The 26,638-nt window shown below is 69.8% G+C and carries 20 protein-coding genes and 2 pseudogenes; 10 read left to right on the top strand and 12 right to left on the bottom strand.

What is annotated here, in order from left to right; translation table 11 throughout:
* The first annotated feature begins 19 nt into the window (after positions 1 to 19).
* Positions 20 to 541, top strand: a complete 522-nt coding sequence (locus tag I6A60_RS42275) for a hypothetical protein (RefSeq protein WP_307874003.1) — start codon at positions 20 to 22, stop codon at positions 539 to 541.
* Positions 542 to 1,348: 807 nt separating this feature from the next.
* On the opposite strand, the gene I6A60_RS34160 is transcribed toward I6A60_RS42275, so the two are convergent.
* Genes I6A60_RS34160 through I6A60_RS34145 form a run of 4 tightly spaced genes read right to left on the bottom strand, consistent with a single transcriptional unit; the run spans position 1,349 to position 4,307 of the window.
* A complete protein-coding gene (locus I6A60_RS34160; protein ID WP_203015305.1) occupies positions 1,349 to 2,143 on the bottom strand; it encodes a hypothetical protein in 795 nt (264 codons plus the stop codon).
* Between the two features lie 10 nt (positions 2,144 to 2,153).
* Positions 2,154 to 2,996, bottom strand: a complete 843-nt coding sequence (locus I6A60_RS34155; RefSeq protein WP_203015303.1) for a vWA domain-containing protein — start codon at positions 2,994 to 2,996, stop codon at positions 2,154 to 2,156.
* 34 nt (positions 2,997 to 3,030) lie between these two features.
* Positions 3,031 to 3,684, bottom strand: coding sequence for a hypothetical protein (locus I6A60_RS34150; protein ID WP_203015301.1), 654 nt, complete (start codon positions 3,682 to 3,684; stop codon positions 3,031 to 3,033).
* Positions 3,684 to 4,307 (bottom strand): hypothetical protein, encoded by a 624-nt coding sequence (locus I6A60_RS34145; protein WP_203015299.1) that lies wholly within the window; start codon positions 4,305 to 4,307, stop codon positions 3,684 to 3,686. The genes I6A60_RS34150 and I6A60_RS34145 overlap by 1 nt, the downstream gene beginning before the upstream one ends.
* Positions 4,308 to 4,499: 192 nt before the next feature.
* On the opposite strand from I6A60_RS34145, the gene I6A60_RS34140 reads away from it, so the two are divergent.
* Positions 4,500 to 4,883: a response regulator transcription factor gene (locus I6A60_RS34140; protein WP_203015297.1), complete on the top strand. Its 384-nt coding sequence runs from the start codon at positions 4,500 to 4,502 to the stop codon at positions 4,881 to 4,883.
* Here the strand turns inward: I6A60_RS34140 and I6A60_RS34135 are convergent.
* The 3 genes from I6A60_RS34135 to I6A60_RS34125 all read right to left on the bottom strand — a co-directional run bounded on the left by I6A60_RS34135 (position 4,775) and on the right by I6A60_RS34125 (position 9,504).
* The gene (locus I6A60_RS34135) at positions 4,775 to 5,518 is read right to left on the bottom strand and encodes a response regulator transcription factor (protein WP_203015376.1); all 744 of its coding nucleotides are present in this window, start codon (positions 5,516 to 5,518) and stop codon (positions 4,775 to 4,777) included. The two genes, I6A60_RS34140 and I6A60_RS34135, sit on opposite strands and share 109 nt — an antisense overlap.
* A gap of 23 nt (positions 5,519 to 5,541) precedes the next feature.
* Complete coding sequence (locus I6A60_RS34130; RefSeq protein WP_203015294.1) at positions 5,542 to 7,320, bottom strand: sensor histidine kinase; 1,779 nt, start codon at positions 7,318 to 7,320, stop codon at positions 5,542 to 5,544.
* Between the two features lie 480 nt (positions 7,321 to 7,800).
* Positions 7,801 to 9,504, bottom strand: coding sequence for a DEAD/DEAH box helicase (locus I6A60_RS34125; protein WP_203055790.1), 1,704 nt, complete (start codon positions 9,502 to 9,504; stop codon positions 7,801 to 7,803).
* A 96-nt stretch (positions 9,505 to 9,600) separates the two neighbouring features.
* On the opposite strand from I6A60_RS34125, the gene I6A60_RS34120 reads away from it, so the two are divergent.
* Positions 9,601 to 10,425, top strand: a complete 825-nt coding sequence (locus I6A60_RS34120; RefSeq protein WP_203015290.1) for a spermidine synthase — start codon at positions 9,601 to 9,603, stop codon at positions 10,423 to 10,425.
* Between the two features lie 429 nt (positions 10,426 to 10,854).
* On the opposite strand, the gene I6A60_RS34115 is transcribed toward I6A60_RS34120, so the two are convergent.
* The 3 genes from I6A60_RS34115 to I6A60_RS34105 form a co-directional block, all read right to left on the bottom strand.
* Positions 10,855 to 11,262 carry a hypothetical protein gene (locus tag I6A60_RS34115; protein ID WP_203015288.1) on the bottom strand — a complete coding sequence of 136 codons (408 nt, stop codon included), beginning with the start codon at positions 11,260 to 11,262 and terminating at the stop codon, positions 10,855 to 10,857.
* Between the two features lie 597 nt (positions 11,263 to 11,859).
* Entirely contained in the window at positions 11,860 to 16,080 is a 4,221-nt protein-coding gene (locus I6A60_RS43785) for a hypothetical protein (RefSeq protein ID WP_203015286.1), read from the bottom strand.
* A 188-nt stretch (positions 16,081 to 16,268) separates the two neighbouring features.
* Positions 16,269 to 16,607, bottom strand: a complete 339-nt coding sequence (locus I6A60_RS34105) for a hypothetical protein (RefSeq protein ID WP_203015284.1) — start codon at positions 16,605 to 16,607, stop codon at positions 16,269 to 16,271.
* 185 nt (positions 16,608 to 16,792) lie between these two features.
* Between I6A60_RS34105 and I6A60_RS43780 the strand changes: the two genes are divergently transcribed.
* Both I6A60_RS43780 and I6A60_RS44300 read left to right on the top strand, forming a co-directional pair.
* Positions 16,793 to 17,140, top strand: a complete 348-nt coding sequence (locus I6A60_RS43780) for a helix-turn-helix domain-containing protein (RefSeq protein ID WP_307874002.1) — start codon at positions 16,793 to 16,795, stop codon at positions 17,138 to 17,140.
* A pseudogene (locus I6A60_RS44300) lies at positions 17,070 to 17,303 on the top strand (hypothetical protein); the annotation flags it as partial. The gene I6A60_RS43780 and the pseudogene I6A60_RS44300, both read left to right, overlap by 71 nt.
* A gap of 177 nt (positions 17,304 to 17,480) precedes the next feature.
* On the opposite strand, the gene I6A60_RS34090 reads toward I6A60_RS44300, so the two are convergent.
* Complete coding sequence (locus tag I6A60_RS34090; RefSeq protein ID WP_374113376.1) at positions 17,481 to 17,885, bottom strand: SDR family NAD(P)-dependent oxidoreductase; 405 nt, start codon at positions 17,883 to 17,885, stop codon at positions 17,481 to 17,483.
* On the opposite strand from I6A60_RS34090, the pseudogene I6A60_RS44295 reads away from it, so the two are divergent.
* The 5 genes and pseudogenes from I6A60_RS44295 to I6A60_RS44290 all read left to right on the top strand — a co-directional run.
* Positions 17,866 to 18,095: pseudogene (locus tag I6A60_RS44295) on the top strand (MerR family transcriptional regulator); the annotation flags it as partial. The gene I6A60_RS34090 and the pseudogene I6A60_RS44295 sit on opposite strands and share 20 nt — an antisense overlap.
* Before the next feature lie 621 nt (positions 18,096 to 18,716).
* Entirely contained in the window at positions 18,717 to 19,211 is a 495-nt protein-coding gene (locus tag I6A60_RS34085; RefSeq protein ID WP_374113377.1) for a PadR family transcriptional regulator, read from the top strand.
* Positions 19,208 to 19,954, top strand: a complete 747-nt coding sequence (locus I6A60_RS34080; RefSeq protein ID WP_238436830.1) for an ABC transporter ATP-binding protein — start codon at positions 19,208 to 19,210, stop codon at positions 19,952 to 19,954. The genes I6A60_RS34085 and I6A60_RS34080 overlap by 4 nt, the downstream gene beginning before the upstream one ends.
* A gap of 5 nt (positions 19,955 to 19,959) precedes the next feature.
* Entirely contained in the window at positions 19,960 to 21,801 is a 1,842-nt protein-coding gene (locus I6A60_RS34075; RefSeq protein WP_203015278.1) for an FtsX-like permease family protein, read from the top strand.
* Between the two features lie 797 nt (positions 21,802 to 22,598).
* On the top strand, positions 22,599 to 23,093 hold the full coding sequence (locus tag I6A60_RS44290; protein WP_203015374.1) for an SAM-dependent methyltransferase: 495 nt from the start codon (positions 22,599 to 22,601) through the stop codon (positions 23,091 to 23,093).
* Here I6A60_RS44290 and I6A60_RS34065 read toward each other — a convergent pair.
* Entirely contained in the window at positions 23,040 to 26,441 is a 3,402-nt protein-coding gene (locus I6A60_RS34065) for an effector-associated domain EAD1-containing protein (RefSeq protein WP_203015276.1), read from the bottom strand. The two genes, I6A60_RS44290 and I6A60_RS34065, sit on opposite strands and share 54 nt — an antisense overlap.
* Positions 26,442 to 26,638 lie beyond the last annotated feature (197 nt).

Genomic DNA, 26,638 nt, shown 5'->3' with positions numbered 1-26,638 from the left:
GCGGTTCCACGCCCAGCCGGTGTGCTGCTCCGACTGCGGCCCTCGGCTGCGCCTGCTCGACCGGGCCGGCCGGCCGCGCGCCGGGGCCCCGCGCGGGCGGGGCGCCGCGCGGCGGCCGGCGGCTGTGGCGGGATCGGCACGGCAGGCCCCGGCTGCGGGCGCGTGGACTGCTGCCACCAGGTGGGGTTCCCGGTCGACGTCGGCTGCCCAGCCTGCGTGGGCGGCCCGAGCCGCGTGGGCGGCGGCCCTGCCTGCCTGGGCTGCCCCGCCGGCCCGGGCTGCGTGGGCCACCCGGACAGCGTGGGCTGGGTGGGCTGCCGCGCCTGGGTGGGCTGTCCAGTCGGCTGGGAATCGGGCGCCACGCGGGGGCGCGGCGGCGCCGTGCTGGGCGTCGGAGCCGGCTCGGGCGGCGCGCCTACGCGCGGGAGCACCGTGGTGCGCGTCCACCACGGGGCCGGTCCCGAGATCAGCCCCTCCAGGTCTCCGGTGGCTGTCCAGCCCGGGGCGCAGCAGGCTCGCAGCCGGGCCGCGAGCTGGTTGATCCGCTCGTCCTGCAACCGCGCGACCCAAGACCAGGCCTCGGTCCGGTGCGGCGGCAGGTAGTCCTGGTGACCGAAGAGCAGGTTCTCGCCGTCGTTGAGCTGCTCCCACTGCCGCGGGTCGCGGGCGAGCGCCAGCAGCGAGAGGTAGATGACGAGCCCGGGGAAGGTGTCCATCCAGGGGCCCCAGAGCCGGTTCTCCGGCTGGTAGTTGCGGTGCCCACCTTCCGACGGCGGCGGGAGGCCCTCGAACGGGGCGATCCACGCGCTGTCGAAGTCGACGAGGCGCAGGCGGCTCTCCGTGTCGACGAGCACGTTGCCGTGCTGCAGGTCGCCGTGGGCGAAGCGGGCCGCCTGGGTCCGGCGCAGCAGCTCGCGCCACGAGTCGGCGAGGGTTCCCAGCGCCGCGCGGTCGCCGGTCTCGACGAGATCCTCGACGTGGCGGTCGAGGGGATGCCCGTCGACCCATTCCATCTGCACCATCGGCCAGCGCCGGCCGTTGACGAGGATCGCGTCGTCCACCCAGCGGCAGCTGGCGACGTCGGCGGCGAGACCGCGTTCGGTGAACCACTCGTTGAGCGCGGTGTACCGCTGGCGCGTCGCGGCGTCCTCGCGGGTGAAGAACCGCAGCGCCTGCGCCGTGTCGCCGACCTGCGCGCGGAAGACGACCGCGGTGCTGCCCGACACCGGGATGGGGACGCCAAGCATCGGGTGGACGTCGAACTCGGCCGCGGCCAGCTCGGGACGGTCGAACACGGCGCTGGGCCGCTGGACCGCCTTGATGTAATCCTCGGCGGACGGGTGAACGGTCACAGCGACACCGCCAGGGCCACGGGCTCGGTCGTGCCGAGCCGAACCCGCAGCAGGGTGACGTCGTCGTTGTGCAGCCGCCCGGCGGCGCGCTGGTCGGCGACGATCGCCGCGAACGCCGCGTCGTGGTCGAGGCCGGTGAGCGCGGCCCACAGCGGCGCCTCGTCGCGGCTGGCCTCCACGAGCAGCCAGTGGGCCAGCGCGTCGGTGGCGATGAACAGCACGTCGCCCGCGCGGACGGCGCCGGTGGCCAGTTCCAGACCGCGCAGCATCGGGCCGAGAGCCGCCGGCCGGGTGCCGATCCCGTTGGGGGAAAGACCGAACTCGCCCACCCCGATGGGTGGGAAGTGCGTCAGGAGCCGGCCGGACCGCACGTGGAACAGCACGGTGTCACCGAGCGCGGCCGCCTCCCAGTGAGGGTCGGGCCCGTCGAGACCGGCCAGGCGACATCCCAGGAAGGTCGCGAACGAACCCTCGGCGTGGAACTTGTGTTCCTCGATGACCGTCGCGAACCGGGTCGGCGCCTCGGCGGCCCACAGCCACTGGACCTGCTCGAACCAGGCCTGGAGTCCTGCACGCGTGAGGTCGGGTCCCGTGTCGGCGACGAACGAGCCGGCGAGGTGCTCCACCCAGCGGACGGCGTCGTAGGCCTCGGTGGCGCCGTCGACGACGACGTACCGGGGCGCCGCGCCGGTCGCCGGGTCGCCGTCGTTGTAGGCGCCGGCGTCTTCCCATTCCCGTTCCGCGCTGCCCAGCTTCTCCAGCCAGAAACAGACGGAGCTCGCGATGATCATCCGCTCGTCCTCACCGGTCCCGGACGTCGGCGACCCGGGTGCCGATCTCCAGGAACCACATGAGCGTCGCCAGACCGGCGTTGAACACGAACCCGCGCGCGGCGTCGGCTATCTCCAGGCGAGCGCCGCGAGCGTTCGCGACCATCGAGGGCGGCAGGACGCTGGAGATCGCGAACAGCTCGGGACCTGGCTCGGGCAGCCCGTCGGCCGCCGCCGGGAACAGCACCTCGGGCGCGACCGTCGGGGAGAGGAAGATGTTGAACAGCAGCGCGCGGCCGTCGCGGGTCTCGATCGAGGTCAGCCGGCTCGCCCACTCGGCGAGTCCGGCGCCGTTGAAGGGGCTGTCGGTGACCATCCCGTCGGTGATGTTGATGACGATGGGCGGGAACGAGTCGGGATGGCTCTCCGCCCAGGTGAACACGTGCTCGCCCGCGGTCGCGATGGCCTCGCACATCGGCGTGCGGTAGCCGAACACCGGCTCGACCCAGACCGGGAGCTTGGAGCCGGCGACGGCGTCGATCGAGGTGTCGGCCTCGACCCGCAGCGGGTGGTCGAACACCTGCGGGATGGGCACGATCGGCTGGCCGCCCAGCGCCGGCTCGACGCCCTCGCCGCCTGCCACGGGGCGGGCGCCGTAGCCGAAGACCCCGACGTCGAAGTAGTGCCGGGCCCGGCCGCCGACCTCTTTCGCCGACTTCACGCACAGGTCCAGCAGGACCTTGTTCACGGCCCGGGTGGCCCCCTCGGCCAGGGTGCCCCCGCTGGACTGCCACGGCTTCTTCATCGAGTCGGACCGGTCCAGCAGGAAGACGATGCAGCCGGGGTTGGTGCGCGAGAAGGTCCGCTCGTACATGGATCCATCCGTCCTGGTCAGCGCGAAGGTGAGGTCAGGGGGTACGTCGACGGCTCGCGACGACGGTGACCGGCCACGCGGTGCCGGGCGTCCAGCTCCACTCGTGGCGATCGACCCGGCAGCGCATCAGGTACCCGGTGTCGGTGTGCCGGACGTCGACGCGGAACGCGCCGCAGTTCGGGCACTGCACGACCCGGGCGTCGTCCCGTAGCGCCGCGAGATCACGGGGCGCCGGCCGGGCGGGCTCGGCCGCGCGCGCGGCGGAGGCCGGCGGCGGGGAGGCTTCCCTGTTCCACCACTGAGCCGCGGGTGGGGTGCTCACGGGGCGCTCGATCGGCAGCACGAGTTGCGCGGTCCGCGGGGCCGCGCCGTCGGGTCCGGCCTCGGCCCGCCGGTTCTCCAGCGCCCGCTGCTGCTCCTGGGCGGGTCCAAGCGGCCGTTCGTGGGCGGGTCGCGGCACCGGCTCGCGGGCCGGCACCTCCAGCTCGTCGCGGCCAGGCGAAGACCACACCAGCAGCACCGCGACCAGCCAGCCCAGGGCGGTGGATCCCAGGACCACGAAAACCGTGGTCCACCCCGAGCGGTCCTGGAACAGCAGGGACCAGCCGAACAGGGCCGCGGCGAGCGCCGTGACCGCCACCAGCGGAAGCGAGACGCGCGCCGCCCGGCTCTCCCGGGTGCCCGCCATCACGACCTCACCAGCCGGAACAGCACGTCCTCGGCCGGCTTCGTGACCGTCTGGCAGTCCTGACCAGCGGTGACCGAGCGGGCAGGCTTCCATCCAGGCGACGGGTTCAGGCAGACCTTCGCGCCCATCGGCAGCGTCTGAGGCCAGTACCGCCCGGTCGGGCCGACGTCGGCACTAGACGACGCGCCCCCCGTCTGCTTGATGACGATCTTGCCGGCGTTCGGGATCACCTTGCCGTCCTCCGACTCCACGACCACCTGGACCTGCTCGACGGTCAGCTTGATCGGCTCGGCGGACGTGACGGCGCGGCTGCACGTCGACGCCGGCGCCGGCCCGGCCAGGCGGACCGGGCGGCCTGTCTTCGACTCGACGCACACCTGTCGGTTGGCGGCCGGGATGTCGGTGACCCATTTTCCTGTCGCGTCGGCCCCGCCGACGGGGAGGGAGGTCGTGTCGCCGCGGACCAGCAAGGTCAGGTCGGCCAGCGCGAGACCGTCGCTCGCTGACACTTCGACCGTGACCTTGTCGGCCGGGCCGCTACCCCGCGCCGGCGCCGGCAGGATCAGGCTCGCCAGCGCGACGGCGCCCAGCGCGATCGCCCCGGCGTACGCGGGGGCCAACACCGGGTGTCGCCATAGCGGCGACGGGCGCGCTCTCATGAGCGAGGGACGAGCACACTCGGTGCAGCCTTCATGGCGAAGAGTCTTGGGCCTGTCAGGACGCGACACATCCGTGCAGACCCCTGTTTTCGGGCCGGGTTTTCCCAGTGCTGTCACCGAGGCCGCCGTGGGATGCCCGGTGCTAGCGTCCGAGAGATGGACCGGGTGGCGGTGGGCCGCGTCTTTATCGTCGATGACACCGCGCCGTTTCGCACTGTCGCCCGCGAACTTCTGGAACGCGGCGGCTACCAGGTAGTCGGTGAGGCGACGACCGGAGACGAGGCGTTGGCGGCCGTGCCCGCCATCGGGCCGGACATCGTGCTGCTCGACATCGCGCTGCCCGACCTGGACGGCTTCAGCGTCTGCCGGGCGCTACACCGCTCGGCCCCCGACGTCACGGTCGTGCTCTGCTCGGTGCGCGAGGCGGAACACTACGGTGACGCGATCGCCGCGTCGTCCGCCGCTGGTTTCCTGCCCAAGTCGACGCTGTCGGCGGCCGCGCTGGCGCTGGTCGTGGCCGGCCGCGCGGAGCGAAGGTAAGCGAGTACCGCGAGGACGCGGCGGTTGTGTTCCGCCTCGTCGGCCAGCGCGAGCCGCTGGAAGACGCCGCGGACATGGGTCTCGACGGTGCGCGTCGTGAGGTGCAGCTCGCCGGCGATCGCCGTGTTGGACCGGCCCTGCGCCATCAACGCGAGTACCTGCCGCTCCCGCGGACTCAGGTCCGCGAGCTCGTCGGGTCGCGCCCGGCCGCCCACGAGCATCGGGACGACGTCGGGATCGAACGCACAGCCCTCGGCGGCCACCCGGTGCACGGCGTCCAGGAAGTCCGGCCCGGTGACCCGGTCCTTGAGCAGGTAGCCGACGCCGCGCGCGGAGTGCCCGACCAGCTCGTCGAGGTGCGTCACCTCCAGATGCTGGGACAGGACCAGCACGCCCATCGCGGGGTGGCGGCGACGCAGCAGCACGGCCGCGCGCAGCCCTTCGAGCCGGAACGTGGGCGGCATCCGGATGTCGATGACCGCCAGGTCCGGGCGGTGCCGCTCCACGGCGTCGAGGAGCTCGGCCGCTCCCCCGGCCTGCGCGACGATCGTGCAGCCGTTTCTTTCCAACAGCTCGGCGAGCGCCGTCCGGAACAGCTCCGCGTCGTCGGCGAGGACGACACGCTTGACCGGCATGGGCCCAGCGGCGGCGGCGGTGGTCACGGCCCCTCCAGAGGTAGGTCGGCGTGGACGGAGGTTCCGGCGCCGGGAGAGCTGTCCACGACGAGCGTGCCCTCGATCGCCGCGACCCGGTCGCGCAGGCCGAGCAGGCCCGTCCCCGCGGCCAGATCGGCGCCCCCGACGCCGTCATCCGCGACCGTGACCAGCAGCCGGTTCCCCGACACTCGGACATGGACGTGGACCTGGTTGGCGCCGGCGTGCTTCGCCGCGTTCGTCACGGCCTCCGCCGCGACGAAGTAGGCCGTGGCGGCCACCCCGTCCGGCAACGGGGGCAACGCGGGTCCGTCGACGATCAGCACCGGGTACGCCGAGCGGGCGGCGAGCGTTCGCAGCGCGGGCATCAGCCCGGCCTCGGTGAGCACCGCGGGATGGATACCGCGGGCGAGCTCGCGCAGTTCGGCGACCGCCGCCGCCAGCCCGTCGGTGGCCCGCCCCAGCAGCGCGTCCAGTTCGGGGTCGGGCGGCGCCGGGCCAAGCCGGTCCCGCGCCAGCCGCAGGACCAGCGCGGCGGTCACCAGCTGCTGTTGCGCCCCGTCGTGCAGGTCGCGTTCGATCCCACGGCGCTGCTCGTCGGCCGCCGCGACGATGCGGACCCGGGACGCGCGGACCTCGGCCAGCTGGGCCCGCACCTCCGCGGTGAGGCGTTGGTTGTCCAGCTCCAGGGCCGCGACCGCCGCCACCGCCTGCAGCACATGCCGATCAGCCCGTAGCGCCGGGTCGTGCAGAAGCACGGCGACCACGCGCGAGCCGCGCCGGACCGGAGTGAGCCCCTCCCCCGGGCGGGGCTCGACGAGCCGGCCGGCCGCGTCGACGTAGCCGCCGACCGAGCCGGCCCCGTCCGGATGCGGGTAGGCGACCCGCAACGTGGGGTCGCCGAGCGCGCGCGCCAGCAGGTCGGGCAGCTCGGACGCGGCCACCTGAGGCAGTCGCACCAGAAGGTCCGCGACGGCCGTACGACCGAGCCGGACGCGCAGCGCGCCGGCCAGGAACGCCAGCGGGAGGGCGAGGGTCGCCAGGTGGGCGACCTCATTGACCAGCAGGCCGCTCGAACCGGGAAGCTCCGGGTGCAGCAGCGACGCGACACTCCCGACGAGCCCGACGCCGTACACGGGCGCGAGCACCCGGCGAGCCGGCGGGGTGGCGACGAGCCATCGTCGGACCAGCAGAGCGGCGACGACCAGGGCGACCGTCACCTGCACACAGTCGATCACCACGTCCTGTGGCCGGCTGAAGTCGGCGACCAGCAGGAGGTTCGGCGTCACCGACCGGTAGAACGGCACTCCCAGCGGCACCACGACCAGCACGAACACATACACGACCGCGGTCACCGCTCGCCCGGTGCGCGTCAGCAACCGTCCCTCCGGGAACGCCAGCAGGATATGCACCAGGCACGCGGACGCGACGCATCGGAAAAACAGTCCGACGGTGTGCGGCAGCGGATAGTCCGAGACCGCCAGGTCCTCAGCGAACCAGGCGACGCCGATGGCGACCATCCGCGACCCGAGGCGACTCGGCCGACGTAGGTGCGCGACGACGCCGGTCACCAGATACAGCCCGCCGACCACACCGGAGAACAGCGTGCTGGTCGTGCCCGCGTCCCGACCGGACGCGGCCAGGCGGAGTACCACCGCGCCGAGGACCGCCCCCGCCAGGGCGAGCGCCGGGACGCCGTACCGGTCGTGACCGCCGTCGCCCCGCGTGGTCGCGACCGCCGCGGGCCCGTCGGCGACCGCGGGCCTGGGGACGGCGTCGATCATGGCGGCACCGCGCGCGCCGTTCACGACCACCGCCCCCCGACGAGTGGGCCGTCCTGGGAATCACGGCCGGCGCGCCTCCCACCGCCAGACCGCCCAGGTCCGGAGACAGGATCGGTCAAGTCTCTGAGGGAGATTATTCGCAGGACGGTGCCAACCGGCAAGGGGACTACGCATTCGTCCCGAATGTGACGGTCGGATTCCGCAGAATCCGCTCGCGGCGACGGTTCCAGAACATTCGCCGCGACTCTGGAATCGCTGACTACCGGTCGCTTCCTGCCAGCGACTTCGAGAGGTCGATGATTGGAATACTCGGACCCGCATAGCTCCACCCGCAGCGAAGGCAACGAAACACTGAGTGGCGGCGAGACGGACAGTCGCGGCGACAGAAGGGAAGACGCGAACAAGGTCACCCGCTATGGATCTGGATGATTCCGATCACGCGGGAGGACCTGATGTTCTGACGACGTCGATGGCGTGACGTCAGGTGGGGCGGCGCGTCCTGCGGGCGGAGGGGGCGGGGTTTCCTCGGCGGTTGGCGCCGGGCTCCCGACTCGGCCGTTCGGGGCGCAGGTTGAGGGGTTGGCCGGCGATGCGGGTGCGGGTCAACGCCCGCTGGGCATCCTTGCTCAGGTCGGCGGGAAGTTCGACAAGGCTGTAATCAGCCCGGATGTCGATACGGCCGAAGTCCGCCCGGTCCAGGCCGCCCTCGTTGGCGAGCGCCCCGACGATCTGGCCCGGGGTGACCCGCTGGTAATGCCCGACCCCGATCCGGTAGGAGGCATAGACCGGCCGTGGCCCGCCTGCGCCGCGGGCGGGCCTGTCGCGGGCGGGCCGCTCGCGGGCAGGCGGAGCGGTGTCCGGTGGGAGGAGGAACTCCCCCGGTTCCTGGCGGGTCATCACCGCCAACGCCGCGGCGATGTCGGCGAGCGGCACGTCGTGCTCGTGGGTGTAGCCAAGGACCAGGTCCCTGAACACGGCGTGGGCTGGCGTGTCGAGCGCGGCGGTGATCGCGTCGTGGAACTTCGCGACCCGCCGGGCGTTCACATCCTCCGCGGTGGGCAGTTCCATCTCCGAGAGCGGCTGGCGGGTCGCCTTCTCGATCGCGGCGAGCAGACCCTTTTCCCTGGGGGTGACAAGCAGCAGCGCCTCACCGCTGCGCCCGGCGCGGCCGGTACGGCCGATGCGGTGGACGTACGACTCCGGGTCGGTGGGGATGTCGTAGTTGACGACGTGGGTGACCCGTTCGACGTCGAGGCCGCGGGCGGCGACGTCCGTGGCGACGAGCAGGTCGAGAGTGCCGTCGCGGAGCTGGGCGATGAGCTTCTCGCGCTGCGGCTGGCTGAGGTCGCCGTTGATCGCCTCGGTAGCGAACCCGCGGCTGCGCAGCCGCTCGGCGCCGTCCTCGGTCGCCGACTTCGTCCGCACAAAAATGATCATCGCTTCGAACGGCTCGACTTCGAGGACCCGCGTGAGCGCGTCCATCTTCCGCGGCCCGGCGACGGTCAGGAACCGCTGCCGGGTGTTCGCGGCGGTGACGGTCCGGGCCCTGACGGTGATCTCGACCGGGTCACGCAGGTACTGCCGGGAAATGCGGCGGATCGGCGCGGGCATCGTCGCGGAGAACAGCGCGACCTGCTTGGCATCGGGGGTGTCGGCGAGGATCCGGTCGACCTCCTCCTGGAAGCCCATTCGGAGCATCTCGTCGGCCTCATCGAGGACCAGCATGCGCAGGCCGCCCAGGTCGAGTGTCCCGCGTTCCAGGTGGTCGATAACCCGCCCGGGAGTGCCGACGACGACCTGCGCGCCGCGGCGGATCCCGGCCAGCTGCGGCGCATAGGCCTGCCCTCCATAGACGGGCAGCACATGCAGGCCGGTCAGGTGGTGGGCATACCGGCCGAACGCCTCGGCGACCTGCAGGACAAGTTCCCGAGTCGGCGCGAGCACAAGCGCCTGGGTGGCGGCGCTGCGCACGTCAATCCTGGACAGGATCGGGAGAGCGAACGCAGCGGTCTTGCCAGTCCCGGTCTGGGCGAGCCCGACGACGTCACGGCCCTCGAGCAGCGCGGGAATCGTGCCGACCTGGATCGGCGACGGCACCTCGTAGCCGAGGTCGGTCAGGGCCCGCAGGACTGGGGCACCAAGCCCGAGATCATGGAACGTCGGCTGGTCTTCGGACTCGGTCACACCTGAGAATACGGTTCCTGCGCCGCAGCCTGGTGACAGGCGTCCGCGCCAGCCTTCGGCGCACCAACGCCGGTAAAGCACATCTACGCTGGGCCGATGGATGGCGAGGGCGGACCGCGGCTCGAACTACTGGCCGACGATGACCGTCCCGGTGGCTGGCTGATGCTGATGGACCAGGTCCGGCAGTCCTATGTCGATCTGCGCGACCCGACCTACCTGGACTTCGAGTACATCCAGGGTTTCGCCGACGTGGTCGACGCGCTGCCCCCCGGCCCGCTGTCCGTGACGCACGTCGGCGGTGGGGCCTGCACCTTCGCGCGGTATATCGCGCACGTCCGGCCGGACTCGCCCCAACTCGTGCTCGAACCGGACACGGAGGTGACAGCGCTCACGCGGGCGCGGCTGCCACTTCCGCCAGGACACCGAATCCACGTCAGCCCGGACGAGGGACGGGCGGCGGTCGCCGCGCTGCGGGACGGCACGGCCGACGTGGTCGTCGTCGACGCCTTCGCCGACGGGCGGGTACCGGCGACGCTGACGACCGCGGAGTTCTTCGCCGAGGTGGCGCGCGTGCTGCGCCCGGCCGGGGTCATGCTGGCGAACCTGCCCGACGGCGGGCGCGGCGGCGGGCGATACGTCCAGCGCGTGACCGCGGCGGCGAGGACCGTCCTGCCGGAAGCGTTGCTACGCGCCGATCCGGCGCTGTTCAAAGAACGCCGATTCGGCAACGTCGTGCTGGCCGCATCGCACGGCGGGCTGCCCGTCGCCCCCGTCGCCCGGGCGGCGGCCAGGGCGCCGCTTCCTCAGAAGGTGCTCGCCGGCGACGCCCTCGACCACTTCGTTCGCGACGCGGCGCCATTCACCGACGCGGACCGCGCGCTCTCACCCGCCCCGCCAGACAACTTGTGGCGGGTCGGCTGACGGCTTGGCTGGGGCACTGTTCGGGGAAGGAAGCAGCGGAACCGCCGCCGACGCCACTCCCCCCATCGGCTGGCACAGCCCACGACAGTTCGAATCCGTCCGACCGTCACCGACCACGAACTCCGCACCGACACGCCGTCAGACGGGGACAACATCGAGGTGGTAGATCCTATCCAGGGGGGCACAGACGCCGTGGCGCTGCCGCTGCGCACGATCCTCGATCTGGACCGGCGGGAGGATCTGCTGGGCTGGGTTGCCGGCGGCGTCGTTGACCTGGTTGGTCACATATGCGGAGTTCGGCGCGCCACCGGAGACGTAGCCGCGGGGGTCGACGGAGCTGGTCCGTTGGCCTCACTGGTCGTAGGTGACCGCCCGGCTGAACCGGGCGACCCCTGACTTGCCCCGTATGTGACACGCGAAGCGTCATTCTCAAGATACTCGGAACGGTGGCGAAAGGGGATCAATGACCACCTGTATCTCCCTTGGCGACCTGGCATCGTCAACGTACGCCTCGAGGACGAACTCACTCCGGGACCATGGGATCACCATATTGATATCACCATTCGGATCTTCGATAATGATGTCTCCGATTCCTCCTTCCACGATTTCCGAGAAGAACGGACCAGAGCGAGAATTCGGCGGAATGGCGTCCCAGACTTCGAGATTGATCGGACCATCGACCGCAGGGGCGACGCCAAATATGAGGGAGTCACCCCCGTTGTAAAAAGACGCATTCCTGGGATCCCAGCCAGAAAGGTCGCCCGTGCTATCACTGCGGCGCACGACCAGGCAGCCGTGATGGACTTCGGCCCGGGAGGCCGCCAACAGATTCGCCATCAGAATTCCGCCACCTCTCTCGCCATGGTGGAGACCCACGCCACCTTGTATTCGCGCACACACGATACAGTGCGGATAGGCGGTTTGGTAAGTCCCCACAGGTACGAGAGCTTTCGGCGGCTGATGATCTGGGATTCAAGCTCCTGACACGGTACCTGGATCAGTGGCGCCGCATGCATGGTACCCGAACTTGGTACCCGCATCGTTCTCGGCATCGCGGACGAAAAGATCTTTGATATCACCCCTGACAAGGGACACCCCCTCACGAGCGTTAGGCCCCGCTCCGAGGGAAAAGATCGCATTTCATCCCCGGGTCGGCGTTGTGTACCAGGACGTACGTGCTCGCACAAACTAGATGTGTGACGTGGACTTGGGCGACGCCTATCAGGTTGCTCGCGACTATCTGGGGCGAGAGGTCGATTCTGGATCGGAGCCTCGACTGGCAATCACTCGCGCCGAGATGCGGAACGGGGCCTGGGTGTTCTTCTATTCAAGCGTGGCATTCATTAGGTATAAGTTCATCGTACCTTTGACTGCATTAATCGCGCCGAGCGGATGAGTTCCTCCGAAAGTAGCCATGATCGGGCGGGGCTGCCGTCACGGCTTGTGGGCGAGGCAGGGGTCCTGGTATGGGATGTCGGGCAGATAGCGAAGCCAGTCCTGGCGACTGAGGCCATGACCGGCGCGCGCGCAAGCGGTTCTGATGAGGTCGGCTCGCACCTGCTGGAGCTGTCGCACGTCCCACAGATGGATGACATGGTCAGGGCCACCGTTCGTGGCGAGCAGGCCACCGGGCGCGAACGTCACGGCGAGCACGCCCCCGTCGCGGTCGGTGAGTGGCGCGCCGAGCTGGTGCGGGCGGGATGGGTCGCTCACGTCCCACAGCCGGGTCGTATCGTCCGTGCCCGCTGACACGAGCAGCCCATCCTGGTCGAAGGCCAGGCTCATGACGAACCCGCTTTGGCCGGTCAGCGGATTGCCCAGCTGGCGGGGCGCCGCGGGGTCGGACACGTTCCACAGGATGATGGTGCCGTCGTTTCTTCCGATGGCGAGAAGGTGCCCCGGCCCGAAGGCGACGGCGATCGCTCTGTCCTTGGCGATTGGGCCGCCGACCTTACGCGGACTCGCGGGATCAGCGATGTTCCACAGCTGCACCGTGCCCGTTATGTTGGCCGCCGCCAGCAAATGGTCGGGACCAAATTCCGGTGGGCTGAATGGGTCACCGCCACCGTCCAGCGGGCGGCCCACCTGATGAGGATTATCGGGATCTGACGTGTCCCACAGCCGCACGGCATTGTCCTGGTCGGTCGTAGCCAGCAGGCCGCCGGGCCCGTACATCGCCGTTTTGAAGGGGCTGACGGGGCTCGAGGAACGGCCCAGCGGGCGAGGGCTGCGGGGGTTGGACAAGTCCCACAACCGTAGGACGCCGTCGTCCCCGCCGACAGCGATCAGCCCACGTGGGTCGGCGGCCACGGCGGCGGCGCCGCGCCCGTCAATGCCGTTGACCTGGCGTGGTGACGCGGCGTTCGAGATGTCCCACACGTGCGTGCCGTCGGCACCGGCGGATGCGGCAAGCCGACGACTGCCGACGCTGAAGGCGACGACACTGTTGGACGATTTTCCGAGTGGGCCGCCCACCTGGCGCGGGCCTGAGTCCGAGACATCCCATATGCGCGCCGTACCGTCGGCGCTGCCGGCGGCTAGTAGCCCGTCCTGGCCGAACATCAGCGTGGTGATCTCGGCGGAGCGCTCCGTCGGCATGGCGCGCAGCAGGTTGGGCCTCGCAGGGTCGACGATGTCCCACACCTGCAGGACGCCGGAGGAACGGGCGGTCGCCAGCAGGGCACCTGGCCCGAACGCCGCCGCGGTAACAGTGTCCACCTGGAGGGACGACGACGGCCCCGTGGTGAGGGCACCGATCTGCCGTGCCCCTGCTGGGTCGGTGGCGTCCCACAGCGTGTCGTCGAGGGCGAGCAGGCCGCCCGGCCCGAACGTTGCCACCCTGCCGCCAAGCGAATCCCCGACCTGGCGAGGGTGCGCCGGGTCGGAAATGTCCCAGAGCCGGACGGTGAGGGAGCTGACGGCGGCAACCGTGTTGTCAGATAGGAACGCAATCGTGCTGGCTGGGGGTTCACCAACCCACTGGATTTGGTCGCCTAGATCGCCGAAGGGTTTCGGATCGCGGGGATCGGAGACGTCCCAGACGGCCGCCTCATCATCGTAGCCGCCGTAGCTGGTGACGAGGCGACCGTTCGCGCTGAATGCCATGGCCGTGATCTCGCCAGAGGCGAGGCGACCGAGCCGACGAGGCTTGGTGGGTATCGACACATCCCATAGTTGAACCGACGCGCGCGAGGCAGCCGTCGCGAGCAGCCCACCGGGCCCGAAGGCAACAATCGCGTCAATGCCGGGACCGGAGGCCAGCGGATCGCCGAGAAGACGAGGCTGATCAGGGTCAGCCAGATCCCACAGCCGGGTACTGCCGTTCCTGCCGCCGGTGGCGAGAAGGTTGTGGGGGCCGAACGCCAGCGTGTTCACCTGCCCGGCCGCGGCGGGGATCGGTGCCCGCAGCGCCGGGTTGTCCGCGAGAGTGGCCAGCAGGCTCCCCCGCGCGGCGGCCCCTAGATCGGCGGGCGCCACGTCATAGGCGGCGAGACCAAGTCGAAGCGCGATGAGGGAGTCGTCGGCACGCGCATTGTCCGCCAGGGTCAGCAGCTGGCCGCCGATCGTCGCGCGGAGCCGCTCACCGGCGATCCTGGACTGCTTCGTAGCGGCACGACTCTGGATATACGCGGCGATTCCCAGCGCGCTGACGAGGAGGAGGACCGTGACCAGGCCAGCGATCACGCCAGTCAGGCGCCGGCGGGCCCGGCGGCGGCCCGCGGCAAGGAATCCGCGGGCCCGCAGGCTGAGTGCGGCGCGATGGCCGGCTTCGTCCGCCCAGGCCAGCCCGGCCGAGAGTCTGTTTCCTCGGTAGAGATGATCCGAGTCGCGGTCGGCGTCGCTCCAGATACTCGCGTCGTCCTCGATACGTTGCCGGACGACCTGGCCCGCGCGGTCGCCCTCGATCCAGTCCCGCAGCGTCGGCCACGCGCGCAGCAGCGCCTCGTGGGTGATCGCGACGTGGTCCTCGTCGATGGTGATCAGCCGCGCGTCCGGCGCCGCGAGCGCGGCCAGGACGTGCCTCATCCGGTCAGGATCGGTGGTGTTGGCGAGAAGCTCGCTCAGCCGCTGGCGCCGACGGGTGTCATCCGCGCCGTCGCCGATCCGCACCAGGACCAGCAGGAGAGAGCGAGCGAGGTCATGTTCGCGGTCGTCAAAACGGCTGAGGACCATCTCCGCGGTGTTCGCGACCGCTCGGCCGATACCGCCCGTGGCGTGGTAGCCGGCCAGGGTCAGCCGACGACCTGAGCTTTTCTGCCAGGTGGCGAGCAGGGCATGGGAAACCAGCGGCAGGCGACCGACGTCTGGACTGTCCGCGCCGAGGCCATTCGCCGGCCGATCGTCGACATCGCGCAGGACCGCGTCGACGAGGCCCTGCTCCAGGTCAAGCCCGGCCGCCCGGGCTGGTTGTTCGATGGCCGCGCGCAACTCATGCTGGCTCATCGGGCCGACGAGCACCGGGCCCGCTTCGAGCGCCTCGCGCAGGCGCGGAATCGCGTCCAGCCCGGCGGCGAAGTCCGATCGGACGCTGATGACGACCACCGCGGAACCCGCCACCGCGATCGCGCACAGCGCCTCGGCGAACGCACGCCGCGCCGCGTCGTCCTGGCACGCCACAAACGCTTCCTCGAACTGGTCGACAATTAGTAACGCCCTGCCACCTGAGACGAAGCCGTCGCCTTTGTCCTGGAACCATCGAGAAGCGTTCCCGGGGTTGTCGCGGAGCGACCGTGCGTCTTCTTCGATGTCCTTGCCCGACTCCCCGAACATCTCAGCGAGCGCGGCAGCGAGTGCGCCGAGCGGATCCGAGGTAGGCGTGAAGTACACCGTCGGCCAGTCGGCGGATCCCACTATGTCCAGCCGCCCCCGCCGCACCGCCGGCAGGAGGCCCGCCGCCAGGAGGGAAGACTTCCCGGCGCCTGATCCACCGATGACCACCAGCGGCATCCGGTCACCGGCAGACCGCGCCAGCCGGCCGACGAGACGCGCGGTGAGCTGCTCCCGGCCGAAGAACACGTCCTCGTCGGCGGCGGTGAACGCAGCCAAGCCCTTGTAGGGACAAGCCGGTCGGCCCTCCTTCGCCGTGCCGTGGCTCGGCGTGAGGTCCGTGATCAGACGATCGTGCATGGCCGAGAGGACATCACCGGGCAGGATCAAATGCGCATAGGCGCGCCGGACATCGCCATAGACGTCTAGGAGCCGGCACAGCGTGTCGTAATGCCACACCCGCCACCCCTTCAACACCATGTCGGGCGAATATCGCGCTATCGCACTGTTCACGGCGTCGACGCCGCCGTTCCGCGCGGGCGACAACACCACATTCGTCACAAACAGGAGATACTCTGGCGAACCGTCTTTCCGCGGAAGCCGAGCGTTGGCGCGCCACTTTCCCAACTCTTTTTCCACCTGCCGCACGAACCAGCGCACATCGCCATCGGGGCGATACTGAAACTTCGCCTGCATCACTCCGTATCCGGCCCAGGAGCCGCCGCCAGCCTCGGCAGGCAGGTGCACAACACCGTCGAAGGTGCCATCTCTGCCCTGGTCCGGGCCATCCCCGAACACCTGGGCGCTCTGCTTGAACACGGCCGTCAACAGAGCCTGCGCGAGATGCTCGAACTCTCGCGAGCCCAAGCCGGTCAGGTCGTAGTCCACCCACCGATCTTCCAGCCCGGGCGACGCGGACATCCGGCCGGGCCTTCCCCGCTACCAGGAAGGCTTCTCTGGTGAAGATTCATCATGAAAATCGGTCATGGGCCCGCGCCTGACGTGGATCGTTCGCCGGTCCAGCGCCTAGTGCGGCGGCGCGTAAATCTTGCTGGCCTGGCTGGTGGTCATCCGGTCTAGGCGGTGGGGTCGCCGGCGTAGAGCCCGCAGGCGCAGTTGAGGGTCTGTTCGGGTGTGCCGAGGGGCCGGCCGTTCGGCAGGTAGGAGTCCTCGTAGGCGCCGCGGCTGTCGAGGTAGATCACGAAGCCCCACTGGTCGGGTTGGCCGGTGTAGCGCGGCTGGCACAACGGGTAGGGAGTGGCGTTGTCTGTCTCGTCGGGGAAGGCGGCGTCGAGGTAGGCGAAGTCGCCGCAGTAGCGGACAGTCAGGTCGCGCAGCTGGGGCCAGCGGGTGGTGTGCTGGGTGCGCAGCCGGTGTTCCAGCACTACCCGGGCCGTCTCGGGGATCTTCGCCACGTCCCTGTCCTGCCCGCCCGGCGTGTCGGGCCGGTGCGCGGGGCTGCCCAATTCTTCCCTGTCGTCCTGGAACTGTCCCTTCCAGGATGCGGTGGGTGCTCAGGTGGGCAGCTGGCCGGGCGGCGCGAGGGTGGTCCTCGCCGCCACGCAGCGTCAACGGTTGGAGAAGGTCGCGGGGGCGGTGAGTGCCCCGTTCGGCCACGTCAGACGGGCCCGGATCCTGCTGGACGCGGCCGACGGCCGGTGGGGGCCCGCCGCGCTCGGGCGTCGCCGGGGTGCACCCGCACACGGTGCGGCGGGTGTGTGTCCGGTTCGCCACCGACGGCGAGGCGGCGCTCATCGACCGGCCCCGTCCCGGCCGGCCGCGCCGCTACGGCCCGGACGTCCGGCTCGCGGTGCTCGCCCCGGTCACCGAGACCGCCCCGCAGGCCGTGTCGCGGTGGTCGCACCGCGACCCCGGCCCTGGACCAGCTACGCGACCTCGGCGTCCGCATCTCGCTCGACCAGGTCGGCGCCCTGGACACCACCGTTGACGCGCTGGGCGTCCTACCGGACATCGCCGTACTCGATGGACCACTCACCCGCCCGCTCTCCGAGACCCGCGACGATCACCGCACATCTGTCCTACTCACCGCACTGCTCGGCGCGCTCCGAGAGGTCGGAGCCACCGTCGCCGCGGCCGGCGTCGATGACCAGTCCACCGCCGACCGAGTACGCCACCTAGGCTGCGCACTCGCCACCGGCCGCGTGTTCGGAGACTGGCAGCCCGACCCGCCGCGGCGAGCGGCTTTCGGCTCTGGCCCACGGCATCCCACTGGTCACCATCTCCGGCGAGCTCGTGCTCACCGGTCACGGCCGGCCGAACTGTGTCGCTTAGACCGTCGGGGTGGTTCCCCCGTCGATGACGTACTCCGCGCCGTTGATGGACGCCGCCCGGTCGAGCATCGCGGGCAGCAGCGCGCGGTCGAGCCGGACGGCGGCGAGCAGGTTGAGGTCGAGTTCCGCTTTCCAGTCGTCGTCGCTGAGAGCGGCGAAGCCGCCCGGGTTCGTGTGCGAGCCGCCGACGCAGTTGACCAGGATGTCCACTGCTCCCAGCCGTTTGCGGACCTCGTTGACGACCACCTGCACCCCTTGCGGCGTGGCGAGGTCGGCGGCGACGACCCGGCCCGGGTCCTGATGCCCGCCCGGGACGGTGCGCGCCGCCGTGAGCACGGTCGCGCCCGCGTCGGCGAGGCGGGCGGCGATCGCGCCGCCGGCGCCGCGGGTCCCTCCGGTCACGAGCGCGCGCCTGCCGGCGAGTGAGTCATCGATGACGGTCATCGCGGGTCCGTCACCTATGGCGCGCTCGGCACCTACGTCGCAGAGCACGCTCTCGCCGTCGCCGGCCCAGTCCGCGAGTCCTACCTCGTCGGCCCAGCCGACACGGCCGACGAGTCCGCCTGGCGCACCGAGATCGGCTGGCCCAATTTCCGCACCTCCACAGGCTGACACCACGTCCCAACCCGTGATCGAAGCAGCGGCGGACCCCGAGCGTCGTGCGCTGGCCGCCCCTACCTGGACCGCTTCCAACTGCCGGTAAGTGGAAGACCTGGCTGGGAAGTGGAAGATCAACGAGGGAACCTACAGGGCGGGGCGGCGTAGGTTCCCCCGACGATCTTCCGATCGGTAGCGAGCTACCAGGGGCTTCCCAGGAACGGTGTCACTAGGCGCAGCACTGACTTCCCGGGTTCCGGTGGCAGTTCTGCGTGGAGACGCCGCCGCGGCCCGTCGGCTTGGTGGCCACGAGCTGAGGCAAGCCTGGCGGCGCGCAGCGCGGATGGCAGGCGGGTCTCCCAGCTTCGCTGCGGTTGCCGGGCGATGACAAAGATCGCTGGGAGCTGATTTACCTGCTTCCGATGGCAGTTCTGTCCTCACTGGCGGCGGCGTTCCGCACTGCCGCGGTGTGGCAACTGCTGCCTGGCTAGCCAGGGATGCGGGGAAGCCGGTCTCGTGCGGCTGGTGTTGTCGCGCCTGCCTGGTGGGGTCTGAGCGCCGGTTGCCACCCCCCGACCTAACGGTTAGGTTGCAAACCTAACGGTTAGGTCGGAGGTGGCAGTGCAACAGGAAGTCGTGTTGGCGATCTTGGCGAAGGAACCCGCTCAGGGCTCCCAGCTGCGCGCGCGCCTGGATCGCGCGCTGGGCGTGCTCGGCGAGGCGATCAACGACGGGCAGATCTACGTCACGCTCAGTCGGTTGGGGAAGGCCGGCCTTGTCACCCGCGGGACAGGTACGAACGACCGCAACGTCTACCAGCTGACGCCTGCGGGCCATGCGCGCATCGCCGAGTGGCTGTCGGAGGTCAGCTGGCCCCGACCCGACCTGGCCGAGTTCCATCTGAAGCTCATCGCCGCGGCACAGGCCGGGCTCGCCGATCCCCTCGACATCGTCCACGCGCAGCGTGGCGAGCTACTGCGGCGGCTGCGCGACGCACAGCGGCTCGCGATGGCCGAGCACGACGGCTCAGAGGTCGGCCTCCTCCTCGAAGGCATCGTGCTCCGCCTCCAAGCAGATCTGCGCTGGCTCGAGGCATGTGAACGATCGTGGACGACCCGGAGACACTCATGATCAAAGACCCGACCGACATGCTGCTGCGCGCCCACGGCCTGCGCAAGCGGTACGGCAGAGGCGAAGGCCTGGTCAGGGCCATCGACGGCATCGACGTGGAGGTGCCACGCGGCGAAACCGTGGCGGTGATGGGGCCAAGCGGTTGCGGCAAGTCGACGCTGCTGCACCTGCTTGGCGGGCTCGACCGACCGGACTCCGGCGAGATCCGGCTGGCCGACCGGCGGCTCGACACGCTGTCGGAGCGAGCGCTCGCGAAGGTGCGCCGCGACGACGTCGGGTTCGTCTTCCAGGCGTTCCACCTCATGGACGAGCTCACCGCGCAGGAGAACGTCGAGTTCCCCGCGCTGCTGGCCGGCTGCTCGCCCCGCCAGGCCCGGCGACGCGCCCAGAAACTCCTGGACCAGGTCGGTCTAGCGGATCGGGCCGGGCACCTGCCCACCGCCCTGTCCGGCGGGCAGCGCCAGCGGGTGGCAATCGCCCGCGCACTGGCCAACGAACCGCAGCTCCTGCTGGCCGACGAGCCGACCGGCAACCTGGACAGCGCAGCCACGCTGGACGTGTTGCGGCTACTGGCATCCCTCAACGCCGACGGCCTCACCCTCGTCATCGCCACGCACGACGAGCGGATCGCCGCAACCGCTGATCGGCTGATCTCGATGCGCGACGGCGCGTTCGTCGACCAGACCCGGCTGACCGGCGGGACCCGCGGCACCCTCGCCGACCTTGCCGGACTGGGGGGCTGAACGCGATGGGCAAGCTCCTGCTCGTCTACCGGCTCGGCCTCAAAGACCTCCGTCACCGGCCGGCCCAGGCGATCCTCCTGCTGCTCGCGATCGCCGCAGGGGCGGCGACGCTGACCCTCGGCATCGCGTTGCACGGCACCATGGATCGCCCCTACGAGCGGACCCGCACGGCAACGAACGGTCCGGACGTGGTCGCCCTCACCCTCACCGGCGGCGCGAATCCCGCAGGTCCGGACACCGTGGCCGTAGCGGCACCGGGAGGCGCCGCAGGAAACAACCAAGCAGACCCGGCCAGTCTCGCGCCCCTGGTAAGCGCCCCCGGTGTAGCCGCGCATAGCGGACCGTTCCCGGTCACCTGGACCGTTCTGCGCGACGGGCACGCCACCGGAAGCGCCGAGGTCGAAGGACGAGACGCCACGCCCTCGCCCGTCGACCAACCAAAGCTGCTCCGAGGCGCGTGGGTCCGGCCAGGCGGCGTGGTCGTCGAAGCGGGGTTCGCCAGCAATCTCGGCATCCACGTCGGCGACCAGCTCACCCTCGGCGGCACCAACATGGACGTGGTCGGCACAGCGGTCACCGCCGCCATCCCGTACTACCCGAACACCTGCACCGCCGAAGGCTGCATCCTCGCCAACGCGGTCGCCGACCACAATCCCGGCCTGATCTGGGCCACCCAAGCCGACACCACACACATCGCCGGGACAGACGGACCCGACGCCTACTACCTGAACCTGAAACTCGACGCCCCAGCGACCGCTTCCGCGTTCGACGCTCGGTACAACAACGACACCTCCCCAACCGCTCCGTACCTGCTCACCTGGCAGCAGATCCGCGACGGCGACGCACAAACACTCGCCCGGGTACGGCAGGTACTCCTGTTCGGAAGCTGGCTGCTGGCACTGCTGGCACTGGCAAGCGTGGCCGTGCTGGTCGGCGGACGCATGGCCGAGCAGACCCGCCGCGTCGGCCTGGTCAAGGCCGTGGGCGGCACGCCATGGCTGGTCGCCGTTGTCCTGATGTTTGAGCATGTCCTGGTCGCCCTCGGAGCCGCCGCCGTGGGGCTGGGCGCCGGCTGGCTGGCCGCGCCGCTGATCGACAGCGCGGGCGCCGGCCTCCTCGGCGCCGCGGGCGCACCATCGCTCACCGGCCCCACAGCCGCATCCGTGATCGCCTTCGCGCTGGCCGTGGCGGTCGTGGCCACCCTCGTGCCCGCAATCCGTGCCGCACGCCAGAGCACCGTCGCGGCCCTCAACGACGCGGCCCGGACCCCGCGCCGCCACGAATGGGCGATCAAACTAACCGCGCACCTACCAACACCCCTTCTGCTCGGCGTCCGGCTCGCGAGCCGTCGACCACGCAGACTGCTGCTCAACGCTCTCAGCATCGCCGTCACCACAAGCGGACTCGTCACCGTGATGACCTACCGCGCCACATCAGGCAACTGGCTCGCCGACCCCGGCATGACCCAGGCGACCACGGTCATCTCCGCGATGCTCATCGTCCTGGCCGCCGTCAACGCCACCTTCATCGCCTGGACCACAGCACTCGACGCCCGACACACCGCAGCACTCGCCCGCGCCCTCGGCGCCACACCCGACCAAATCACCACCGGCCTGGCAACCGCCCAACTAATCCCGACACTGATCGGAGCGCTGCTCGGCATCCCCGGCGGCATCGCCCTCTACCAGATACCCAAGACCAGCGGGACGACGACACTTCCCTCCCCGCTAGCACTGCTCGCGATGGTGGCGGTGATCATTCTCGCCATCGCGACACTCAGCCTCATACCAACCCGGATCGGCCTCCGCCGACCCGTCGCCGAAGCTCTACAAACAGAAACAGCATGAAGCCTCCCAAAGATCGAGCGTCCGTCTATGACGACACCCGACACCTGATCCATTCGAGGGCCGAGTGGTCCGCTGATCCTCAGCCGCTGGGAATCGGGACCGGCGCTCTGCGTGGACACCACGCCGAGGGTCGACATCGATCAACTCGATGTGACCGTCACCAGACAGCTCGGGGAGTGCTTGACGTGGTCTCGACCGACGGCCAAACAGCGCTCGGTGGCAGCTCCGTGGAGGCGATCGCAAGATCCCATCCGCCAATTGCCGGTCGAGTGGCGGGCCAAGCTGGGACGTGGCGGCGACGGCAGGGAACCTACACCCCCCCCCTAGGTGTAGGTTTCCCCACTGGTCTTCCGATCGGTCGCGCGCTGTCAGGGGTTTCCCCGGCGACGTGTCATTAGGCGCAGTGCTGACTTACCGGCTTTCGATGGCAGTTCTGCCGGGGCGCCGTATGATCTCTCGATCATTGCGTCTGATCAGCGGAGAGTCGGCCCGGGGCGCGGAGCCGATATTGCTGCCGACCGAGCGACGGTTTCGAGCAGGCAGCGGGGCGTCGAGCCCGCTCTCGCGAGCTGGGACCGGGCCGGGTCGTCGGGCCAGGCACGGTCGGCGGCCTTCATCAACGCCGTCTACGCCACGGTCGGCGAGCAGATTCGCGCTACACCAGACCCACTCGTCCTTCGGCTCGACGTGGGCCTCCCGGATACCGTGGCACTGTACTCGTTTAACGATCTTGATAACTATCTGTTTCCGCTACTACCGAAACTGACCTACCGGACCGGGCGGCCCTTCGCTTCCGTCTGGGCAACGCGGACATCCGCGACCCGGACAGAATCCTCAGCTCGGCGGAACTTCAGGCGGCCTTCGACCTGACGAAACCGGTTGTCCTCAGCGTCGTCGCGGTCCTGCCCTTCCTCCGCGACGACGAGGGAAGCCCGTACGAGGTGGTGGGCAGGATTCTGGGCGGGTTGCCGCCCGGGAGCGCGACGATGCTAAGCCACATCACAGCCCGGAATACGCCGCGATGCCGCGGCGGCGGTTCCGTGCCACCACAGTGCCGATCAGGAACGGATGACCTGTGGTGTGCAACTGGACGGTCAGGGGCGTTGACCTGGGCGAACAGCCCGTCAGGGATCAGGACGGGTCATGGTGCCGACCGCGGTGTTCCCGCCTGCGCGCAGGCTTCTCAGCACCGTCGGGTTGGGCGACCTGACGAGAGGACGTTAAATCGCCCTCCAATCTCATCCGAGAAGAGGGTTAACAATTTCGACGACGCCCGTAAGTTCCACTCCTAGCAAATCCTGCCCGACGCGGGCCAGGAGTTCTTCATGTGTAATATCCGAATTCCTCAGCAAGCACCTTGTCGCACCCGCTTGGATATTGAAAAGCAGCGCCACTGCGAACGCTCCGACTGGAGCGGGGGTCAGGTCATAGACGTGGGCAATATGCGCGAGAACATGAAGGCTCTTGACCAGATCGGACGACATCACGGTTCCGTCCCAGGTTTCCTCGGCGAATTCCGGGCCACCAGGCGAGTCCGGGGAGTTCATTAGTGATGCCAGGTCGGGCCATCCTGCGGCAAGCCAGACCCGGTCCCAGGGGGTGCCATCGGCCCCGGAGAGCGCGGCCAGTACAGGCCCGGTCTGCAAGGTCTCGCCAGGGGCACATGCTAGGGCGGCTATCGACAGCGACCTTCGCACCGGCTCGGCGTAAGACACCAGATCGGCGGCGCTCACAAGTCCCGCGCGCAGCAGCACCGGGTGCGCGGTCGGCTGTCGCAGCGCGGTGCCACTGTGCTGCGACAGCGCCGCGGCGTTCGCCCGCCACACCCGGGAGCGATCGGCGTCGCCAGGCTTCGGCCAGGTCTCGAGCAGAGCGTCGGCAGCGCTGCGCGTCAGCGCGGCGCGATCGGCGTCGCTCAGCCGGTCTCGTAGGGCGCGTTGAACCACGCTGTTCACACCCGCCAGGGCCGACGAGCCCGGTACCATGCTGACCAGCGCGGCCCGAAACAATTGGCGCTGAGCCGTCGCCGCCACATTGGGGTCCGGCCTCCCGATCGCGTCGGTTATGTGCCATTCGGCGGAGGACGCCCACACGCTCGCCCGGCCGAACACCTCCCCCGGGACCCCCGCCGGGTCGAGCAGTGCCCCGATGCAAAGCAGGTAACGGGCGGTCGCGTCGAGTCCCGGGGGCCGCCGGCGCAACTGGAGGAACCTGCGCTGAGCGACCAGCGCTACATGGTCGGTCGCAGGGGTGACATAACGTTCGGCCAGGTACTGCCCGACGAGGTGGTCCTGGAGCTTCAGGTGCCGGAACTGATAGGCAGGGCCGACCGTGCGCAGGACGTGACGGCCTCTGGCATCCTCGAGGAAACGAACCATCCGCACAGGCGTCCGGTGACGTATTCCCAGATTGATCTGGGAAAGCACGGATGCCCAGGTCTCCGTCGCGACCAGACCGGCGGCCGGCCCGACTATCAGCGCCACCTCGACGGCAGTTTTCGGGCCCTTGACGATACCGGTTATCGCGCCTGCAAGAAGGGCCATCAGTAATCCCATGGCCAGCGCGGCCCGTATATCCTGTTGCCTGGTCCGGCCAGGATCGGACCAGCTCGTCTCCCCAGTATTGGGAGTGTTCACCAGCAAAAAGAGCGACGGGATGACAAAGACGAAGAAACTCGTGAGGCCCGCAGCGAGAAGGGCCTTATGTAGCCCTATAAACCACCAGAGATATCCTCCAAACAGCACGCCCATCGCGGCAGCAAACACGGGGACGACTCTGGTGTGTTCAGCGAGATCGGGCGCAAGTGGACGTCCAGTGAACAGGTCACGTCGCCACGCCGCACCGAGTCGTACCGGCCCTCCGTGGAGACTACCGCCGGACATGGCGATGGAGAGGGAAAACAGCGGAAAGAATTCGACGGCCGCTCGTATGCCAATGACCGGAATTGTGGCAGCGAGGGCGGGCGGCGCGAGCGCCACCATACCTATCGCCAGATTCAGCAGCTGCCCCGTCCAGCTCCCGCAGGCCCATCGGAAGAAGTTCCACCAACCGAACTCACGTGACTGGCGCAATGTGAGCTGATAGGCAAACCAACGGAGGGTCCGGTCCGCTCTTCGCGTGGAGTAGCGGGGTGGGGAGAATCCCAAACGAGGGGCGTAGGCCGCGGGAACGACATGATCGAGCAGGTGGGCCTCGATATCGTCCGGAGTGCCGAACCTGCTTTTGTCGAGCAGTTCGTCGACGGGGCCGCCCGACGGATACACGTCGCGCAGCAATGTGACGTTCAGGGGGTTCGCCAGTGTCTGGCCCAGCGGGGCGGCGGGATGACGCGCGACCTCGTCGATGACAGCTCGCCACCTGGGCGGCGCGGGATCGACGAGGTGCCCCTGGAGGTGGTCGACCACGTCAGTCGTGGTCAGTGGCCGCAGCTCGATCGCGGCCGCGCCGTCGAGCAGGGCGCCTTCCACGGCTGTGACGAGCTCCGCGCTGCGGGTGAGTAGTACCAGGCGGAAGGTGACCTGGTCGCTCAGGGCCTTGAGCATCAGCGCCCGCAGGCTCTCGTTGACCTCGTCGAGCCCGTCCAGAATCACTGCGACACGGCCCGCGTCGAGTATCGAGCGGGCGCGCCGCAGCCCGCGGCGGCGGCGAAACGGGGCGGACTCGGTCAGCCTCTCCGCGATCCAGTCGCGCACAGAAGTGGTCTTGGGATTCCATCCGTGCGGTGTGACGAGCACCGGCACCGGGACCCGCGCCCGGTCCGCGGCGCCCAGTTGCTCCCTGTGGTGCAGGGCGTCGAGCTGCAGAAGGACGGCCGCGCTGCTCTTGCCGGCCCCGCCCGGGCCCAGAATCACCAGGCGACCCGAGGCGAGGCCTCCGTAGATGGCATGCAGGTCAGCACGGTCGCCCCGCTGCAGCTCGGTGGGGCTGACCGGGTGCAGGCCTGGAAGCGGTTCAAACCGGATGCCCCGGTCATGGTTCGCCGTCGCGGCGGAAACGGGGCCGGCGACCGGCAGGGCCGAGCGTCTCCATCGGATGGGGAGCAGGGCCGAGCCAACGAGACGGCGCTCGATCGCCGCGCGTTGCACCTGGGTGTGTATCGCGGACGCGAGCAGGTCAGCCTGCCCGTCCAGAGACCAGCGATCCGCTGCGCCACCTGCCTGATAGACGGTCAGATGCCCGATGCTGATCGACCCAGCGGCGGTGCGCGCGCCGCCGTCCGTGGCAATGGCATCTATCGCGCGCGCGACAGCGGGTGTCGACCAGCCGGCGGCCAGCCCGCGGTCATCGGATCCCGCCACGGGGGACCCGTCACCGGCATTCGCCGCCGCGACCGCTGCGCGGAGCGACGGATTGTCCGGCCGTTCCTCCAGCGCGGCACGTATGACACCTGCGTTGCCATCCGGTACCGCCCCGTCGTGCAGCAGCCGGGAGGCCTCACGCCAGAACTCCAGAGCACTCGATGCCTGCCATGACGGTTGCCGGTCGACAGTCCATCCAGCTCGTTCGAGCACCTGACGCGCCTCGACCGGCGTAGGAAACAGCCGCGCCAGCAAGCTGACCAGCTGGTCCGGCAGTCTTTCACGCGCATGCTGCCAGGGCGGTTCGTCATCGCCCGCGCCGGTCAGTCCCCCGTCACTCACTCGCACATCATTCCATCGCGAAGACGACCGAGCCGGCCCAGATAGGCCATAGTCAGCCGCGGCAGCGTCCTGCGAAGGTGGCTCGCATCGTCCCGCGAGTGTCCGGCCGCCCTTCGGGTAGCCTTAGTGCCTGTCCTGAATCTTGATGGTCGGTTAGCTGTCGGTGGTCGTCCGGGCGGTCCATCGCGGGGCCGGGA

The sequence above is a fragment of the Frankia sp. AgB1.9 genome, assembly GCF_016786355.1.
Lineage (GTDB): Bacteria > Actinomycetota > Actinomycetes > Frankiales > Frankiaceae > Pseudofrankia.
This window is presented reverse-complemented; position numbering and strand designations above follow the sequence as displayed.